This is a genomic window from Streptomyces sp. NPDC093109, from assembly GCF_040701725.1.
Lineage (GTDB): Bacteria > Actinomycetota > Actinomycetes > Streptomycetales > Streptomycetaceae > Streptomyces.
This window is the reverse complement of record NZ_JBFBEZ010000024.1, coordinates 22,745-40,215: the sequence shown is the minus strand read 5'-3', so window position 1 is coordinate 40,215 and position 17,471 is coordinate 22,745. Positions and strand designations below refer to the sequence as shown.

The window sequence follows — 17,471 nt, the reverse complement described above, 5'->3', positions numbered from 1 at the left end:
CATGGCCACCGTCGCAGGCCCGGCGGGCGTCCCCGCGGGCGCCTCCCCCGCCCACGGCGAAGCCGGACACGTGGACGACCGCAAGCGCGCCGCCGGCGGCAGACGCGCGGACGGCGGCAAGCGCGCGGAAGGCCGTCGTACCGGCTCCTCGGCGCCGGGCGGACGGAGGCGCCATCTGGCACCGCTGCTCGCCGTCTCCCCGTTCTATGTGCTCTTCGCCGTCTTCGGCGCGTTCCCCGTCGGCTTCTCGCTGTATCTCTCCGTGCACGACTGGAACGGGATCGGCGAGATGCGGTTCGTCGGCCTCCAGCAGTACGGCTGGCTGCTCGAGGACCCGGTGTTCTGGCACTCGGTCCGTAACACCTTCGAGATCTGGTTCCTGTCCACGGTCCCGATGCTCTTCCTCGCCCTGGTCCTGGCGTTCCTGCTGCACTCGCAGGTGCGGTTCTCGACCGCGTACCGGGTGGCGTACTTCATCCCCAACGTCACGTCGATGGTCGCCATGACGATCGTCTTCGGCTCGGTCTTCGCCCAGGCGGGACTGGCCAACTCCGCACTGAAGGCGCTCGGTTCCGACGGGGTCGGCTGGCTGACCTCCGACTTCGGGATCAAGGTGGCCATCTCCACCATGATCATCTGGCGGTGGGTGGGCTACAACGCCCTGATCTTCCTGGCCGGACTCCAGGCCATCCCCACCGACACCTTCGAAGCCGCCCGTATCGACGGCGCGAACAGCAGGCAGACCCTCTTCAGAGTGGTGGTGCCGCAACTGCGGCCGGTGATCCTCTTCGCCGCCATCACCTCCACCATCAACGGCCTTCAGATCTTCACCGAGTCCCAGGTCCTCTTCCAGTCGACCGACAAGGCGACCACCGGGGGACCGGGCCAGGAAGGTATGACCATCGTGCTCTATCTGTGGCAGAAGGCCTTCGGCGAGCATCAGTTCGGCTACGGGGCGGCGATGGGCTGGCTGCTCTTCGCGATCATCGGCCTCTTCGTCATCATCAACTGGCGGCTGGTCTCCGGCTCGGAGCGCGACGAGCGCCGGCGCCGGGGCGTCGCACGGCGCAAGGGGGCCCGCGATGCCCGCTGACACGAGGAAGCCACGTAAAACGGCTACCGCTCCCGTTACTTCGGCCGCCGTGACCATCGGCTCCGGCAGCAGACGGGCCCGGATCGGGGTCCGGGTGGTGCTGCTGCTCGGCATCGCGATCTCGATGTTCCCCTTCTACTGGCTGGTGGTGATGGCCTCCCTCACCAACCAGGAAATCCTCGAGTACCCGCCGAAGCTCGTGCCGGGACCGCATCTGCTGGAGAACATCCGGGAGGTGCTGAACCGCATCGACTTCATGGGCTCGCTGCTGAACACCGTCGTCGTCGCCGTGACCGGCACCGCGCTGGTGCTCTTCGTGGACTCGCTGGCCGCGTTCGCCTTCGCCAAGTACGAATTCCCGGCGAAACGATTCCTCTTCGGCGCGCTCCTGGTCACATACATGATCCCCGCCCAGCTCTCCCTCGTGCCGCAGTTCCTCGCCATGGCGCAGTTCGGCTGGGTCGGCTCGCTCAAGGCCCTGGCCATCCCCGGCGCGGCGAACGCCTTCGGCATCTTCTGGATGCGCCAGTACGCCCAGAACTCGCTCCCCGACGAACTCCTGGACGCCGGCCGCATCGACGGCGCGGGCTTCTTCCGGCTGTACCGGTCGGTGGCACTGCCCCTGTTCCGGCCGGCCCTGGCCTTCCTCGGCATCTTCACCTTCATCGGCCTCTGGAACGACTACATCTGGCCGCTCGTCGTCATGATCGACCCCGAACGCGTCACCCTCCAGGTGGCTCTGTCCAACCTCAGCATCGTGTACAACACCGACTACGCCGTCGTGATGGCCGGCGCGCTGATGAGCGTCATCCCGCTGATCGCCGTCTTCCTGATCGGTGCCCGGCACTTCATCAGGGACCTGGCGGCGGGCGCCGTGAAGTCGTGACGCCGTGAGGCCGTGACGTAGTGACGCAGTGACGCAGTGAAGGCCGCCCCGACGCCGTCGCGCCCGTACAGGGTGCGGCGGCGCGCGGTGTGGCCGGAACAGGGCGTTACGCCATGTTGCTGACGGCTGGCGGTGGGTAGCCTGCTGGGTGGCCGAGGACGACTGGCAGCCGGGCACGGGGGAGCAGTGGATCAGCGGGCTGGTGCGGAGCACTACGCGGAGATCGCCGCCGCCTACGACGGGCACTGGGTGTACGGGGCGGAGTACGTCCCCTGGATGTCCGCCCGTATCGCCGAGGCGCTGGACCTCTCCGCCACGGACCGGATCGCCGACATCGGCGGCGGCACCGGCCTGTTCGCGCGGGAAGTGGCGCGCATCGTCCGGCCCGAGCGGCCCATTCTGTGCGTGGACCCGTCGGAGGCGATGCTGCGGCAGATCCCCGCACCCGACCGGTCGGGATCACCTCTGTCCGAGTCGCTGACACCCGTCCTGGCCTCCGCCGAGGACATCGCCGACGCGCGCACCGTACTGCCGTACCCCGAGCTGGACGCCGTATGGCTGAAGGAGTCCGTACACCACGTCACGGACCCCGGCGCGACGCTCCGCGGTCTGGCCCAACGCCTCGCGCCCCAGGGGCGGCTGCTCGTGGTGATGCTGCCGGCCACCATCCAGTACCCGCTGTTCCGGGCAGCGCTGGACCGCTTCGAGGAACTCCAGCCCGATCCCGCCGACATCGAGGCCCATCTGGAGCGCGCCGGTCTGCGGACCCGGCTCTTCCACGTGGAGCACGAGCTGCGGATCGACCGCGCGAAGTACCTCGCCATGGTGCGAGGCCGCTATATGTCGCTGCTGTCCACGTTCGACGACCGGGAGATCGAGGAGGGAATCGAGGAGATACGAGCCACCCATCCGGAACCCGTCCTGGTCTTCCCCGACCGGTTCGCATTTGTGCTGGGCGTGAGAGAGGGCGGGACGCGATGAGCGCCGTGGTGGATGAACGGCTGAGGCGGCTCCGCGGCGAACTCGACGACCACGCGCGCATCGCGGACCGGCTCGGCCTCGATCTCGAACGTCCCTTGCGCAGCCTCAACGACGGCTACCCGGAGAACGCGGTCGCGCTCGTCGGCAAGCTGACGGAGAAGTTGCTCAAGGAGCTGTGGCGGCACCACGGGGTCGCGGGCGATCCCTCGGCCAGGTCTCTGAACGACCTGGTCAAGGGGTGCCGCCCGCACATCCGCAGCAGCACCGTGCTGGACGCGCTGGACGACATCCGGCGGCTGCGCAACCGGTCCACCCACGACGGTTACGACATCTCCGACGAGGACGGTCTGCTGGCGGTTCGCCGCCTTGTCGACGTACTCGTCTGGTTCACGAGCACCGGAAGCGCGGCGCTCATCGGGGGCGAACCACCCATGGCCTCCGAGGTCGCCGTCCGCTGCGAATTCCTCGCCGGGCTGTACGTGACCCTCGGCTACCGGCAGGCGAAGCGGTTCGTCCTCACCCCGGACACGGTCTATCTGCTCCTGTGCCGCGAGGCGGGCATGCGCCTGGAGTACGTCGAGTTGATACTTTCCCGGGACGCCGACGACCTGCGTGCCGTCCTCACCTCCAGCGGCGGTGAACTGCTCCGTACCCGGCTGCCGAAGCTCACCAGGTTCGTGGTTCTGGGCGAGGGCCACAGTGGCGGCCAACTGCCTGACGCACTCGCCCGGTTACTGGGTACGGAGTGCCGGATGGTGCGCTACGAGAGGTTCGTCGACACCCTGATCGACATCGACAGCCACCTGGCGAGCAGCGCGGCAACCGACTCCGTCGCCCGCTCCGGCGAGACCCGGACGCCCCTCACCGCCGGCGTCCTCTCGGCCGACTCCCGTACGGGGGAGCCCCGTATCGAGGCCGCCGAGGACGCGGCCACGCTCCTCGCCCGGCTGGCCCGCGGCCCGGCGAACGTCCTGGTCACCGGGCGTCCGGGCAGTGGGAAGAGCACCCTTCTCCGGGGGCTCGCGGCGGACTCCGGCCACCGCCGCTTCCGCTTCTACTTCGATCTGGGGCTCAAGCAGAGGGGCGAGACGTTCCCGGAGTACGTCGCACGCCTGCTGACCCCCTGCATGGTGGCCGATCGCTCCCGCGCGTACGACCTCTTCCTCTATCTCATCCGGTCCGGCACCGCGCTCTGCGTCCTGGACGCCATTGACGAGGGCGTGGACGAAGCCAGCCCCCAGGGTTTCCTGCGGCTCTTCGCCGATCTCGCGCCGGTGCTCTCCGCCGAGTCGACGGTGGTGATGAGTTCCCGGGTGTCCTTCCTCGCCGACTCCCCGCAGATCCGCCAGTTGCTGGACAGCGGTGCGGCCCGTTCCGAGCAACTGGTCGAGCAGATGTACGCCAACGGGGTGGACCCGGCGCGCGTACCGCACTTCCGCCTGGTCAGGCTCACGGAGCCCGACGCGACCCCGCTGGAGAAGCGGCTGGCGGCGTCGCTGCGACTGCCGCCCTCGCTGCCGCTCGATGCTCTGCTCGGCGCGCACCTGACGCAGACGCTCGAAGAACAGGGCCGCACGATCACCGAGGAGAGCCTGGCCGAGACCTTCGGGCGTGGCTTCCTCGCCGACCGGACCACCTTCTCCGTTCTCGACCTGCAACGGCGGCTGGGCTCCGAGGCGTTCAGAGACGGCCGACTGGACCTCGCCGACTGCGTGATCGCGCCCCTGTTACGGCCCGCCGGACCGGACAGGGCCGCCTTCGCGCACACCGCGTACCAGGAACTGCTCGCTGCCCGGTACCTCGCCACACCGAAGGGCCGCGAAGCGGCGGCGGACATGGCGGGCGGCCCCTTCATCACCGAACAGGTGAGGGCTTTCCTCGCCCGCGTCCCCACGTCCGCCGCGCCCACGGCCACCCCACCCGCCGACGACTGCGTGCTGCCCGCCGGGGTCCATCTCGTGGGTCCCGCCGAGCGGCTGCTGCTGCGCCGGGTGCGGCACCCGGTCCGCTTCGACCGGCACGCGGTGACGGTCGGCCGCTACCGCCGCTTCCTCGAAGCGCTGCGCCCGGACGGCACCTCGGACTGGGACCATCCCGAGCAGCCCGCCCACGTGACACACCTGCCGTGGACGGACCGGCTGCGCGAGGCGGACTACTACGTCAACCCGCGCTACGACTCCTACCCCGCCATCTGCGTCAACTGGTGGAGCGCCACGGCCTTCGCCGCCTTCGAGGGCAAACGCCTGCCCACCGCCCTGGAGTGGGAGGCCGCCGCCCGGGGGACGGACGGCCGGCTCTTCCCCTGGGGCGAGGACTCCGACGCGGCACCGGTCAACTGCGCGGACACCTGGGTCGGCCACCCCGTGGTGACCTTCCAGGCCTGGCGGCGGGAGTTCGCCCGGAGGGCGCTGCGCACGGCATGGGTGACCCCGGTGGACGCACGGCCGGCGAACCGTTCCCCGTACGGCATCGAGGACATGGCCGGCAACGTCTGGGAGTGGACGTCCACCAGCCTCGGCGATCCCGGCGAGGCGGTCCTGTGCGGGGGCAGTTACGACAACCCGATGCGCGCCGTGCAGACGCACAGCAAGGGGATCTACCGCAAACGCGGCAGCAGCAACGCCGTCGGCTTCCGGTGCGTTCAGGACCTCGGCCGGCCGGAGGGGGAAGCCGTATGAACGACGGCGTACGGCACGGAGTCATCGTCGACCGCAGGCCGACCGGTGGCGGCCCCCGGGGCACGGTCGGCGCGTTCGTCGTCCAGGACGAGGACGACGGCCACTACTACACCTTCGACTACACCCACATCGTCACGGAGGGCTTCCGTACGATCCGGACCGGCGAGCGGGTGCGGTTCCACGTGGCCGACGACCACCCGGGCCAGGCCGAGTTCGTCATCCGGCTGGATCAGCCCGACCCCGAGGAGTACTACCGGTGACGGCGGGGCTGGAAGCTGTCACGGGAGCGAGACAGGCCGTCACCGTCGTACTGCCGGTACGGCTGACGGGCACGCCGGACTGGCCCGAGGGCCCCTTCCCCTTCGAACTCGGCAGCAGAAGGACCGACACGGCGACGCGCGCGACCTACTTCGCGCCGGCCTCGGCCCGCGTGCTGTACGGCTCGCCCGAGCGCCCCCGCCGCTGGTACCGGCTGATGGCGGTCGACCACGACGGACTGCGGCTCCACGGCATGGAGCTGCTGCGCACCGCCACCGCACGGCACCAGGACCATGCCCTTGTCGTTCTGCACTTCACCGTGGAGAGGCCACTGCTTCCCCTGCTGCGGGCCATCGGGCACCGCCCCACCGCCGATCCCGATCCCCTCGCGGGCCCCCTGGCCCCGGATGTGCTCCTGGGCGGCATCGCCGAAGTCAGGGACGGTACGGACACGTTCGCGCTCGCCCGCCCGTACACCGTGGCCTTCCTGACGCCGGAGGCCCGCCACACGCCCGCGCTCCGGTCCCATCCCACGGTCGTACTGCCGCCCTCCGCCGATGTGTGGCTGTGGCAACTGGCCTCACGGTCGAACGCGACGGATTTCCCGCTCGCACCCGAGACCGCGACGGACCAGTTCCATGACGCCGTACGGATCTCCGCGGACTGGAGCGCGCTGGTGCTGCGGCACGGCGCCGCCTTTCTCGGGCATCGCACCGACACCGGGCACGGCGACTTCTACGACTTCGCCGCGCTGCACGCCCGTACCGTCTACCTCGACGCGCTGCTCCTGGGCGCTCTCCAGCGCGACCACATCGACGAACTCACCGACGAGCTCTCCGCGGTGTTCGACGGAACGCGGCTGGCCCGAAGGGTGGCCGCGTTGGAGCGGAACATCGCGTACTTCCGCAGCACTTACTGGCGCCAGCACCTGACCGCCCACGGCGCGGCCAACGACCTGCTCCTCGCCTTCCAGGCCCAGCACCGGCTGCCCGCGCGCTTCGCCGAGATCCTGGCGGAAGCGGCGGACAACAGCCGGCTCGTCCAGAACCAGGAGAGCCAGCAGATCAGCGGCGCGCTCGGCGTCCTCACCATCCTCGGACTTCCCCTCGGCACCGCGCTCGGCATCCTCCAGGTGCTGGGAGACGACTCGGTGGCGCATCTCTTCGTCGGCCTCGGCTGCTCGGTCCTGGCGACCGTCGCCGCGCTGACCACCCGCTACGGGCGCCTGGTCCTCTCGTCGCTGCGGGGCGGAACGGGGTGGGGGCGGTAGCGGGTGGGCGTGGGCACTGTCAGAGCAGGTGGTCGGCCTTGCCGGCCTTGATGTCGCGGATGAGGGTGGTGAGGGCTTCGCGGGTGTCGGTGAGGTAGGTGTCCTCCTGGCCCGCGAGAGCTATGTACGCGTTGCCGTTGGTGTCGGTGCCGATGCGGAAGCAACTGTTGCCTTCGGCGCAGAAGGGCTCTTCCCATGTGATCTCGGACATGGTGTCTGCTCCTGTCAGGGGCCCTGGCCAGGGAAGGTGTGAAGTCGTGTGCCGAACTGGCACTTACTCCGGCGTAGTCGAGTACCGCTCGACGCTGGCGCGGGCACTCGACCGATCGAGCAGACGTAGCTCCCACGGCCCTGTGTTCACGTCGAAGTCCTTGCCGAACCCGACCCACTTTCCCGCCATGCGTCGCCCGGTCGGCTCGATCAGCATCTGGATCGCGCCGTGATACCGCGCACCTTGGTAGTAGCCGTCAGCCGCTGTCTGTTCCGTCCACGTTCCCGTGATGACGTTCCGGTCCACAGTGAGGTCCAGGGACAGCGGGCTGTCCGGATTGGTGGACGCTCCGGGCAGGCTTTGGGCTGTGAGTCGGTTGCCGTGCTGGACGATCACGACGTGATGCTTGCAGTCGTACGTCTCGTCGCGGCTGGACGAGTAGAACTCGTACCGGGACAGCCAAATGCCCGTGTACCCGCCCGGCGCCTCCGGCTCCGGGCTTGCGGCCGTGTCGGCCGCGCCGACTTGCCCAGCATCCATGTCGTGACCTCCTGCGCCGTCCGAGTGGACGCGGGTTATGGGGATCGCGAACCCCAGCGACTCGGGGACGCGGCCGGTGAACCGCTTCAGCGCCCGCGCGTACAGGGGGCGGCATGTCTTGGTTTCTCCGGATTCCCAGCGTTGTACGAGTCGCTTGGAAGCATCGTTCGGTTCGCCCAGTTCCTCACCCGCGCCGCGTAAGCCCTGGGCAAACTCATCCTGGCTGAGGTTCATCGACTTGCGTACTGAGGTCAGTACGTCGTTGGGCGTGCGCTCGCGCTCGGCCGTAGTCGTCATGGTCCGAGGGTAGCCACGCCGCGTTTCCAATGACACCGGTTTGACGCCCTCGGGGTGACGTCGACATGACGCCCGAGGGACGCCTCGAACGTCGCCGCAATGGGCACGCCCGATCCGGAACATGGACGTCATGTCCATCCGTATCAGTGCTTACACGCTGAGAGCCGACGGTACGCGGACGAGACCGCGAACCCTCTACGAGGGAGAGGGCGGGGCCCCTCTGGCTACCGGCGTCATGCCTCCGTGTACGTGTCCCCGGTGCGGGAGTGGACGACGAGACCGGAGCACCACGAACCCCCAACGACGTGGAGGCCAGACAGCATGACCACAGCAGTAGTGATCCGCGACCCGAAGGCGTACGTCACGCCGGACGTGTGGGACAGGGAGGTGGCACTCCTCCTCCGGAACCCGGAGAACACGCGCGAACTGGCGGAGGCCAAGTTCGGACAGGCCATCGCCTACCTGGTCACGTGCGGCGAGAACCCGGACCTTCTCATGGGTCCGTCTGAGCAGGTGGACGAGGCGTGGCATTCGTTCATGCTCGACTCGATCCCGTACCACCACTTCACCGACCGGCACTTCGGCCGATACATCCACCACGTCCCCGAGCCGGCGGACGGGCGAGACTCGAAGGACGGCGGCCCGCTGGTTCTGGCACGGACGATCGGAGCAATCAGGGCAGCCGGGTTCGAGGTCGACCCCGGGCTGTGGGGCATGGAGAGCGCGGCCACCTGCAACCAGTGCCACGCCGGGTGCCACGACTCGCCCAAGTAGCGCCGAACAGCACATAAGTTGGGGCTCATCCTCGTACGTCGGGGGTGGGCCCCCGCTCGACGAAAGGATCACCGCATGGCTTTGGCTGAGTCCTGGGACAGGTACGCGGTCGGGAGCACGCCACGTAGAACCGTGAACGCCAGGGGGGACGCGACCTGGCTGAACTGGACTCAGTACGCCGATCACGGGCCGAACGAGAGCGTTCTGGGCCACGTCGCCGGACGCCGGGTGCTGGAGCTCGGCTCAGGGAGCGGGAGCAACCTGGCGCACCTGGTGACCCTCGGCGCGGTAGGTCTCGGGGTGGACGTTGCCCCGGCCCGTGAAGCCGTGGCACGGGAGCGCTGGGGTGACCTGGAGGGCCTTGAGTTCCGCACGGCGGAGGCGGCGGCGTTCCTGAGCGAGACGGACGAGGCATTCGATGTCGTGCTCTCGGTCTTCGGCGCCGTCTGGTTCATCGATCCGGAGACCTTGCTCCCGCTGATTCGGGCCCGCATGACATCGGGCGGCATTCTGGCGTTCTCGCACCTCCCCGCCGGGAGCCGGAGTCCGCGATCAGGCAAGGAGGGAACGCGGCACGACCACAGCCCAGGCGTATGGGAGCGCCTTCTCGCGGACCACGGATTCGCCGATGTGTCGGTGTCCGTGATCGACCCGCCGGAGGGGGAGGCCGTCGGTACGATGCTCGTCCGCGCGGCGGCCGTCTGACCGCGCCGACGCCTGCCACCGGACGTGCATGACAGCGGCCCGGGTGGGGCGAGTTCGTCGTGCCCCACTCGGCCGCCTCGTTGAACGGCTAGAGCAGGTGGTCGGCTTTGCCGGCCTTGATGTCGCGGATGAGGGTGGTGAGGGCTTCGCGGGTGTCGGTGAGGTAGGTGTCCTCCTGGCCCGCGACAGCTATGTACGCGTTGCCGCCGGTGTCGGTGCCGATGCGGAAGCAGTTTGAACTCTCCGCGCAGAAAGGCTCTTCCCACGTGATCTCGGACATGATGTCTACTCCTGTCAGGCCCTGGTCAGGGAAAGTGTGAAGTCGCGTGACGCGCTGGCGCTCAAAGAGACGCTCTCCATCCAGTCCAGTTGAGAGCGGTACTTGTCGAGCTGCGCCGGAGCATGGGTGAATGCCGGGCCATGGGCCGTGTCGAGCTGCACGGTGTCCAGTTGGGGAACAACGCCCTTCGCGAAGAGCAGAGCTTGTCCCGCGCCGGGAAACGCGCCTGAAGTGAACGGGACCACCCGCACTTCCACGTTGTCCTGTTCGCTCATCTCGCACAAGTGCTCCAACTGCGCTCGCATGACCTTCATTCCGCCAAACTCGATCCGCAAGGCAGCCTCGTGGACGTAGGCGATGTAGGTGATCGGGCTTTCGCGGTGAAGCACTTGCTGGCGTTGCATCCTGAACGCGACCCGTAGTTCGACCTCGTGAGCGGAGAGGGGCGGCAGCGCGGCGTTGCCCACCTCCCTGACGTAGCCGTCGGTCTGGAGCAGGCCCGGTACGTGGAGGAACGCGCCGACGCGAACGCTCGTCGCGTGCCACTCCAGTTCGGTGATGTCGAGCAGTCCTGCTGAAAGCTGGCCCCGGTAGGTCTCCCACCAGGCTTTTGGGCGAGGCTCGGCCATCGCGACGAGCGCGTCGACGTACGGTTCGTCGCGGCAATCGTAATTGCAGGCCAGTGTCCGTACTCGCTCCGGGGTGATGACCCGCACCCCGGACTCGATGTTGGAGATCTTCATACGGTCCAGGCCGAGAAGCCGGGCGGCGAACTCGGTGGTCTTGTCAGCATCGAGCCGTATCTTGCGCAGCTCGGCGCCGAGTCTCTTCTGGCGTTCGCTGGGGGTGCTCCGTGGCGGCATATGTCGCTTCTCTCGGCCGATGTCGCGGACAGTGTGACGGGCTGGGCTCCCACTGGTCCACTTGAGAGGGTAATTTCCTCGCCGGGGTGGCAATTACCACTATGCGTGCCCTACCTTCGGTGATGTGACGCTCACGCAAAGCAAAGCAGAAGCGCATCACGCGAGCCCGCCCGCCTCCTCCTGCCCTGGGAGGGGTGGGCTCGCGTCAGGGAGCCAGGCCACTGCCTCGCCGGGCGTCGCAGGCGTTCACCGACACAACAACCAACGCATCAGCGAGCGGAGTTGTCATGCCTGAAAGCGGAATCACGCCCGTATCGGCGACAAGCGGCCCCACCCCGTCGGCGCCCGAAGCCACCGGAGCGTCCGGTCCGGACGCGATCTCCGGGCCGTCCGGGCCGTCCGGGCCGTCCGGACCCTCCGGCCCGTACCTCCCGCCCCCGACGCCCCCGCCGCCCGCACCGGTCTTCGCCCCGTGCCCGCCCTGGACGCCGGGGCTTCCCGGGCTCCCCGGCCTCGCCGACCCGTCGCCCGGGAACCTCACGTACCACCTCACCCTCCCCGCCGGGATGGCCGGCCCGACCGTCGCGCGGGAGGTCGCTGAGCTGGTCCTCGACGTGCACGACGTGGACCGGCTGATCGATCCCGCGCTCGTGCTCGTACGTGAACTGGTCACCTGCGCCTGTCGGTTCTCCGAGGACGGCCAGGACATCCACCTCGGCCTCCGCTACCGCTCCAGGACGCTGCGCGTCACCGTCCACGACACCCACCCGCCCCACCCACACCCCCGCCTCGCCGCCGCCTGCGACCAGCGCCGCCGCTCCACTCTCGCGCACACCCCCGACCTGGTGGCGGCGTACGGGGGCACCTGGGGATTCGGCGCCGCGCAGGGCCCGGGGTCGGAAGGCGGCGGCCCGGGGGCCGGTACATGGACCTGGGCCACCCTCGTACACACCCCGCGCAGCTGGGCCGCCTGACCCGGCGGCGGCGCCTGGATCGGGTGTTTGAGGGCTGGTCCGGTTCCGGGTGTGTGCTCGGCGCGGGCGCGGGGATCCGCACAAGTGATCCCGTTGCGGTCTTTCCCGTGGCTCAGCACGTTCAGGGGGACGGCTGTGATGCGGCACCAACTGCGGCATGTGCCGGGACCCGGGGGAGATCGTCGGAGGCGTGCCGGTTCTTGGGTGGGTGAGTGAGGGTGTCCCCCGGCGAGTGAGGGTGTCCCGGGCTTTCGGCGACGCATGAACCGCGGGCCGGTACCCCGCCCGTACCGGCCCGCACCCCGCGCGCACTGCGCCACCGTCAAGTCTGGGGCGAGCCCTGTGAAGACGGGGACGAAGCGTTGATGATGGTCATCATGTCGGAAGCTCTCGAGATCCTCGCTCTTGTCTGCACCGGGCTGTACGCCGGATACATGCTCGCCTTCCTGTCGGGCGTCATGCCTGCCCTGAAAGAGGTGGACGACGCCTCGTTCACCCTCCTCATGCGGATAGTGAACCGCAAGGTGCCCGGTCCGCTCTTCATGTTCCTCTTCCTCGGTTCGCTCGCCTTCCCTGCCGTCTCCGTCTTCGTGGCGCCCGAGGTGCGTGACGGCGGTGGCACGGTTCTGGTGGGAGCCGCCGCCGTCTGTGCGCTGGTGGGGCACCTGATCACCTCGGGCGGCAACGTCCCCCTGAACAACGCGCTGGAGTCCTCGCGCGGCCGGGGTGACGAGCGGGGTGCCCGGACGGCGTTCGAGGGACGGTGGAACGCCCTGCATGCCGTGCGGACGCTGTTCGCCATCGCCGCCTTCGTGCTCGTGGCTGTGGCGGTGATCCTCGCCCGGTGAGCCGGCCTCACCCCTTTTGGAGCCGCTGACTGTCCACGTCGTCCGCGCTGCCGTGGGCCAGTGCCAGCTCTCCGAGCGGTACGAGCGCCTCGGGCGCGAGCCGGGGGAGCAGTGGGATCGCGTACGTCCATCCCTCGCCTGCCAGCAGTACGCGTACGAGCAGCCGGGCTGTCGCCTCGTCGGGTGGCGGCGGGCCGTCGGCCGAGGCGGCGGCGTGGGTGTGGGCGTGGGCGAGCGCCAGGCAGAGGCGGAGTGGGGCATCCGCCGAGGTGTGGTCGACGGGGAGTGCGACGGGGACGCCCGCCAGGTGGGTGGCTACGGCGGCCAGCGCCGTGGCCCGCGCGGCCGGCGTCGGCGCTGCCTCGGCGAGGCGCCGGGCCTCGACCGTATCGCCCTCCACGGCTTTGAGGAGGGCCAGTTCGGCGTGGGGAACCTGATCCGGCGGCAGCGTCCTGGGCCACTCGCCGACCGTGTCGGCCGTGGGAGGCAGCTCCAGCTCCGGACAGCACGTGAGCCGCTCCAGCAGGGCGAGGAGTACGGCCGTCCCCGCGTCCCGTCGCTGAACGGGAACCTGCGCGAACTGCCGCGCGGCGTGCCGGAGCGCCGCGCCCAACTGCGGCCCGGGCCGCCGTACATCGGGGAGGGTGAGCAGGAGCGGCACCAGTTGGGGGAGCGGCTCGCGCAGGCCGTCCTCCATGGTGCGCAGGCTCAGAGCGGCCGTTACGGGCTCGATGAGCCGGGCAGCCGCATCGGGGTGCCGACGAACGAGCCCGGCGGCCACCGCAGTCACCGACCGGCGGATCTGGATCCTGAGCCGGGCCCCGGTCATGGCGCCCTGAGGCTCCTCCCGCTCCGCCATCTCCACGGCGCCGACGGCGTCCCCGGCGTGGGCCAGAGCCTGGGCGACCACTCCCCGCAGCACGGGATCGTCCGCATCGGTCGCATCGGTCGCATCGGCCGCGAGACGGGCCGCCTCCCGGGCGTACCGGCCCGCCTCGACGTCGTACCCGCCGTGCGAACACCCCATCGACACGGCCGTCAGGTGCCGTACAGAACCCAGACGTTCCGCGTACGCGAACTCCCCTACTGCGCCGAGTGCTTCAGCCAAGGCCAGTGTCCAGTCGCTGCTGGTGGCCGCCCGCCCGGTCGCGGGGGGTGAGCAGCGTAGGGCCGCCTCCAGCCGTTCACGGCCGACCAGGACGTTGCCGCTTTGCAGCAGCCGATCGGCTTCCCTGAGGAGAGTGACGTGCTCCGGCTGCTGGTCGTCGTGATCGTCCGTCGGTTCGTGCTGGTGCGGAGTCCCTCCGCGCGGGGGCCGGCGCCTGCTGGGCAGTTTCGGCGAGCCGAGGTGCTTCTGCTGCTGCGTTTTGAGCTCTACGTCCCGCTTCCGGAGGACGGCGTGCTCCCCGGCCCTGCGCTCCTCGGCCGTCGCGATGTTCGTCTCTCCCCGCTCCGTGAGGTCGTCGCCGAGCAGGCCCGTGCGCATCTCGTCGGGAAGCGCCGTCACCAACTCCCTTATCTCGTCGAGTGCATGCAGGCCGATGCCGGTGTCGTCGACGGCCCGAGTGAGGCGCTCCAGGGTGGTGGAGAGTTCACGCCGTAAGTGGGCCCGGTCGGCGGGGGAGAGGCCGTCCGGGGCGGTGAGCGCGGCCGACAGCCGGTCCAGCGCGGTGCGCGCCAAGTGGGGCGCCACCTTACGACTGCGCAGTGCGGAGGCGGCGAGGGCGAGGACGTCCACCGTCGCCAGCCCGTCCACCGTCGCCAGCCCGTCCGACGGGTCCAGCTCCTCGCAGAGTCGCACGATGTGATCCCTGACGTGGGCGCTGCGTGACGGCAGCCTGCGGGCGATCGTCGCCAAGATGTCGACGGCCGCCGCCTGCGCCTGGGGACCGCCCGCGCTCAGGTCGTACGCCCGCGCCTCGACCGCCGTCGCCCAGCTCGCGCCGTCGTGTTCGCCGTCGTCCTCGGTAAGGACGTTCACGGCCGCCACCAGTGTCTCGACGTCGGCCGCCCCACTGAGGACCACCGCCCGGAACAGGGCGCGCGCGGCCTCGGTCTCCTCCAGCGCGTCGAGCGCGTGCGCGGACTGCGCGAGCGACACGTATGCGTCCACGTCGTGAGCCGGCCGGGGGAGGACGCGGTCGGCGCGGGCCGCCCACTCCGCGGCCTCCCGCGCGACAGGGGTCGCCCCTGCCAGCCCCGCACGGCTCACCTCCACCGCGACCCGCGCCAGGCGCGCGGCCTTGACCGCCGGTTCCGGTGCCGAGAGGGCCAGCGAGCGGGCACGCGCGATGTCGCCGAGCCGGACGAAGAGGGGCGGGGCCTCGGGCGGTACGTGGCGTGCCCGGCGCAGGAGGGCCGCGCGTGAGGCCGCGAGCCGCGCGGCCAGTCCGAGGGCGTCGGCGTCCGCCGCCCCGGTCCGCTCGCCCAACTCGGCAGCCAGCAGCTCCACTTGCGCGAGGGCGCCATCATGACCGGAGGCGACGGCGACGGCGGCTGCGAGCCGCACCTGCCGCCGGCCGTCGAGGACGTACGCGGCACGGCGAGCGGGGTCGTCCAGCAGACGCAGGTAGCCGGTCAGCAGGTACGGGGGCGTCCCCTCGGGCCAGCCGGCGGTACGCCACACCTCGGCCCAGGCGTGCAGCCGCGCGGTATGGCGCGCCACGCCCGTCGGCCCCAACTCCCGCCGTACCGAGGAACGAACGTCCTCGCTGCCCAGCGCATACGTCTCGGCATCGGCATCGGCATCGGTAACGTCATCGGTAGCGACACCGGTCGCCGGATCGTCCCGTACGACGCACCGCCCGTCCACACTCTGGAGGAGGCGGTCGACCGGGCCGGCCGGGGCCCCGGCCAGCTCCGCCAGATCCGCCACGCGCAGGCCCCCGCCCGCCACGGCGAGCAGGTCGATGACGGTCCGGCCCAGCTCGTCCGCGCGTAGCCGCTCTGCCGCTGCCCGGGGCGTGGGCCCGGCCGCCGCGGCCCGTTCGGAGGGCGCCAGCAGGCGCAGACACTCCCGCAGGCGCAACGGGTGCTCGGCGGGTACGTCGTCGGGGAAATTTCTGGTGAGGCGGCGCGGACTCCGCCGTACGGAGACGACGATCCGCAGGTTGCCGTGGGGCCGAGCGGGAAGCAGCGCCGCGATGCTCCCGCCCTGAACGGCCCCCTGTGCCGACCAGGCCGCGTCCTCATCCAGACCGTCCACCAGGAGGAGCAGCCGCCGTTCGCGCCCGGCGCTCTTGCGGGCGGCCGTGCGGAGAAGGGCCGCCCACGCGCGCGGATCGCGCGGATCGGAAGGGCTCGGAACGGCGGGCTCGCCCGGGCCCAGGAAAGCCCGGATCTGCCGGCCCATCTCCGTGGTGAAGGCGGCACGGGTGTGGGTGTCCCTCGCCTCGGAGACGAAGAAGTTCAGGACGTCGGCGTTGGGCGGCGGTTTCCGCACACAGTCGGCGAGCAGGGCGGTCTTCCCCGATCTGAGCCGCGTATGCCAGCACAGGTACGGGGACGCGTGCGGATCGTCGGCGCGTACGAAGGCGGCCAGCGCCCTGCGTTCCTCCTCCCGGCCGACCAGGACGTCCCGGATCCTCAGGCCGGAGAAGTCCAGTGCCGAGGGTTCCAGTCCGGTGAGGTGAGGCCGTACGAAGTGCCCTTGGGGGGCGGGTCGTTGAGTGAGCCTGCTGGCGGCGAAGCTTCTTCTGGCCGTATCACGCTGGGCTGTTCGGAGCGCGGCATCCCACTCGGCCTCGCTGTACACGGAGTTACCGGCTGACGCCTGCAATGCCCGTACCAGCGACCAGAAGCGGGCCGTGTGTTCGGGCTTCGCGGCCGGGGTGGTTTTTCCTTCGAGCCAGCCCCGGAGGGTGCCGTAACTCGGTCCGTTCCCCTCGCAGGCTTCTACGGCCTTGCGCGGGCTGAGCCCCGACTTCTCCAGCAGCTTCTTCACCATCGCGCCGAGGGGCTTGTGCGGCGGTTCCTCGCTCTGGTCGCTCACCGGCTGTCCCGTCTCGGTTGATCTGGTCCGATCCGTCGCTTTGAACTGCTCCCAAGCCCCGTCGGTCCCCGTCGGCCTCGTACGGCAGGCCGGGTCGTACTCGGCTCCGCAGACCCGTGCGGTGAACGCGGAGACGTCGGCGGTGTCCTCGTCGACCGGGTTCTCTGGCAGCGCGGGAAGGCCCCCGGTCCTAGGAAGCGAGTGCGGCGACCAGCAGGTCATGCGCTTGCTGGCCAAAGGCCACGAGCCTGATCTGCCCGACACCGGTCGACGAGGACCGGAGAGTGGCAACGGCGACCCGTGCCGCCTCCTCGGGCGGGAACCCGTAGACACCGGTGGCGATCGCCGGAAACGCGATGCTCCTGGCACCTAGTTCATCCGCGACTTCAAGGCAACGCCGGTAGCAGGAGGCAAGCACCTCGGCCTCGCCGAAGTCGCCGCCTTCCCAGACCGGACCGACGGTATGGATCACATGCTTGACCGGCGGATTGAGGTCGAAAGCCGGCGTCGCCATCGCGTCGCCCGGCTCGCAGGGACCGATCGCGGCACCCGCGTCCGCCAGACGTCGACCCGCCGCCCGGTGAATCGCGCCGTCCACTCCGCCCCCACCCATGAGTGACTCGTTCGCCGCAGTCACGATCGCGTCCGTCTCCTGGAGCGTTATGTCACCCTGCACGACCTCGATCACAGTCATGCCCTGATGATGCCAGTCGGCGACATCGGTCCCATGCCGTTCGAGGGCGGCAGCCAGGTCTTCGCGATTCACGACGTGCGCTATGGCCTGACGCGGCGACCGCAGTGGACCGAACCACGTTTCCTCGT

The 17,471-nt window shown here is 70.0% G+C and carries 16 protein-coding genes; 10 read left to right on the top strand and 6 right to left on the bottom strand.

Annotated elements, in window-relative coordinates:
- Position 1: 1 nt before the first annotated feature.
- From AB0389_RS22875 to AB0389_RS22850, 6 genes are all read left to right on the top strand, one after another.
- Positions 2–1,093: a sugar ABC transporter permease gene (locus tag AB0389_RS22875; protein WP_366397304.1), complete on the top strand. Its 1,092-nt coding sequence runs from the start codon at positions 2–4 to the stop codon at positions 1,091–1,093.
- Positions 1,083–1,979 (top strand): carbohydrate ABC transporter permease, encoded by an 897-nt coding sequence (locus AB0389_RS22870; RefSeq protein WP_366397303.1) that lies wholly within the window; start codon positions 1,083–1,085, stop codon positions 1,977–1,979. Before AB0389_RS22875 ends, AB0389_RS22870 begins: the two co-directional genes overlap by 11 nt.
- A gap of 186 nt (positions 1,980–2,165) precedes the next feature.
- On the top strand, positions 2,166–2,960 hold the full coding sequence (locus AB0389_RS22865) for a methyltransferase domain-containing protein (RefSeq protein ID WP_366397302.1): 795 nt from the start codon (positions 2,166–2,168) through the stop codon (positions 2,958–2,960).
- Positions 2,957–5,638: an SUMF1/EgtB/PvdO family nonheme iron enzyme gene (locus AB0389_RS22860; protein ID WP_366397301.1), complete on the top strand. Its 2,682-nt coding sequence runs from the start codon at positions 2,957–2,959 to the stop codon at positions 5,636–5,638. Before AB0389_RS22865 ends, AB0389_RS22860 begins: the two co-directional genes overlap by 4 nt.
- A complete protein-coding gene (locus tag AB0389_RS22855; RefSeq protein WP_366397300.1) occupies positions 5,635–5,898 on the top strand; it encodes a hypothetical protein in 264 nt (87 codons plus the stop codon). The genes AB0389_RS22860 and AB0389_RS22855 overlap by 4 nt, the downstream gene beginning before the upstream one ends.
- Complete coding sequence (locus tag AB0389_RS22850; protein WP_366397299.1) at positions 5,895–7,166, top strand: hypothetical protein; 1,272 nt, start codon at positions 5,895–5,897, stop codon at positions 7,164–7,166. The genes AB0389_RS22855 and AB0389_RS22850 overlap by 4 nt, the downstream gene beginning before the upstream one ends.
- A gap of 19 nt (positions 7,167–7,185) precedes the next feature.
- On the opposite strand, the gene AB0389_RS22845 is transcribed toward AB0389_RS22850, so the two are convergent.
- Positions 7,186–7,377, bottom strand: a complete 192-nt coding sequence (locus AB0389_RS22845; protein WP_366397298.1) for a hypothetical protein — start codon at positions 7,375–7,377, stop codon at positions 7,186–7,188.
- Between the two features lie 63 nt (positions 7,378–7,440).
- Positions 7,441–8,214, bottom strand: coding sequence for an XRE family transcriptional regulator (locus AB0389_RS22840; protein ID WP_366397297.1), 774 nt, complete (start codon positions 8,212–8,214; stop codon positions 7,441–7,443).
- Positions 8,215–8,535: 321 nt separating this feature from the next.
- Here AB0389_RS22840 and AB0389_RS22835 point away from each other — a divergent pair, with 321 nt between their 5' ends.
- Both AB0389_RS22835 and AB0389_RS22830 read left to right on the top strand, forming a co-directional pair.
- Positions 8,536–8,988, top strand: coding sequence for a hypothetical protein (locus tag AB0389_RS22835; RefSeq protein WP_366397296.1), 453 nt, complete (start codon positions 8,536–8,538; stop codon positions 8,986–8,988).
- Between the two features lie 132 nt (positions 8,989–9,120).
- Positions 9,121–9,693, top strand: coding sequence for a methyltransferase domain-containing protein (locus AB0389_RS22830; RefSeq protein WP_366397295.1), 573 nt, complete (start codon positions 9,121–9,123; stop codon positions 9,691–9,693).
- An 88-nt stretch (positions 9,694–9,781) separates the two neighbouring features.
- Here AB0389_RS22830 and AB0389_RS22825 read toward each other — a convergent pair whose 3' ends face one another.
- Both AB0389_RS22825 and AB0389_RS22820 read right to left on the bottom strand, forming a co-directional pair.
- Positions 9,782–9,973, bottom strand: coding sequence for a hypothetical protein (locus AB0389_RS22825; RefSeq protein ID WP_366397294.1), 192 nt, complete (start codon positions 9,971–9,973; stop codon positions 9,782–9,784).
- A gap of 14 nt (positions 9,974–9,987) precedes the next feature.
- The gene (locus tag AB0389_RS22820) at positions 9,988–10,836 is read right to left on the bottom strand and encodes a helix-turn-helix transcriptional regulator (RefSeq protein WP_366397293.1); all 849 of its coding nucleotides are present in this window, start codon (positions 10,834–10,836) and stop codon (positions 9,988–9,990) included.
- A 287-nt stretch (positions 10,837–11,123) separates the two neighbouring features.
- On the opposite strand from AB0389_RS22820, the gene AB0389_RS22815 reads away from it, so the two are divergent.
- Together AB0389_RS22815 and AB0389_RS22810 are read left to right on the top strand one after the other, a co-directional pair.
- Positions 11,124–11,810: a hypothetical protein gene (locus AB0389_RS22815; RefSeq protein WP_366397292.1), complete on the top strand. Its 687-nt coding sequence runs from the start codon at positions 11,124–11,126 to the stop codon at positions 11,808–11,810.
- Between the two features lie 377 nt (positions 11,811–12,187).
- The gene (locus tag AB0389_RS22810; protein WP_366397291.1) at positions 12,188–12,658 is read left to right on the top strand and encodes a DUF1772 domain-containing protein; all 471 of its coding nucleotides are present in this window, start codon (positions 12,188–12,190) and stop codon (positions 12,656–12,658) included.
- A gap of 7 nt (positions 12,659–12,665) precedes the next feature.
- On the opposite strand, the gene AB0389_RS22805 is transcribed toward AB0389_RS22810, so the two are convergent.
- Positions 12,666–16,886 carry a hypothetical protein gene (locus AB0389_RS22805; protein WP_366397290.1) on the bottom strand — a complete coding sequence of 1,407 codons (4,221 nt, stop codon included), beginning with the start codon at positions 16,884–16,886 and terminating at the stop codon, positions 12,666–12,668.
- Positions 16,840–17,343 (bottom strand): macro domain-containing protein, encoded by a 504-nt coding sequence (locus AB0389_RS22800; protein ID WP_366397374.1) that lies wholly within the window; start codon positions 17,341–17,343, stop codon positions 16,840–16,842. The genes AB0389_RS22805 and AB0389_RS22800 overlap by 47 nt, the downstream gene beginning before the upstream one ends.
- Positions 17,344–17,471: the final 128 nt, after the last annotated feature.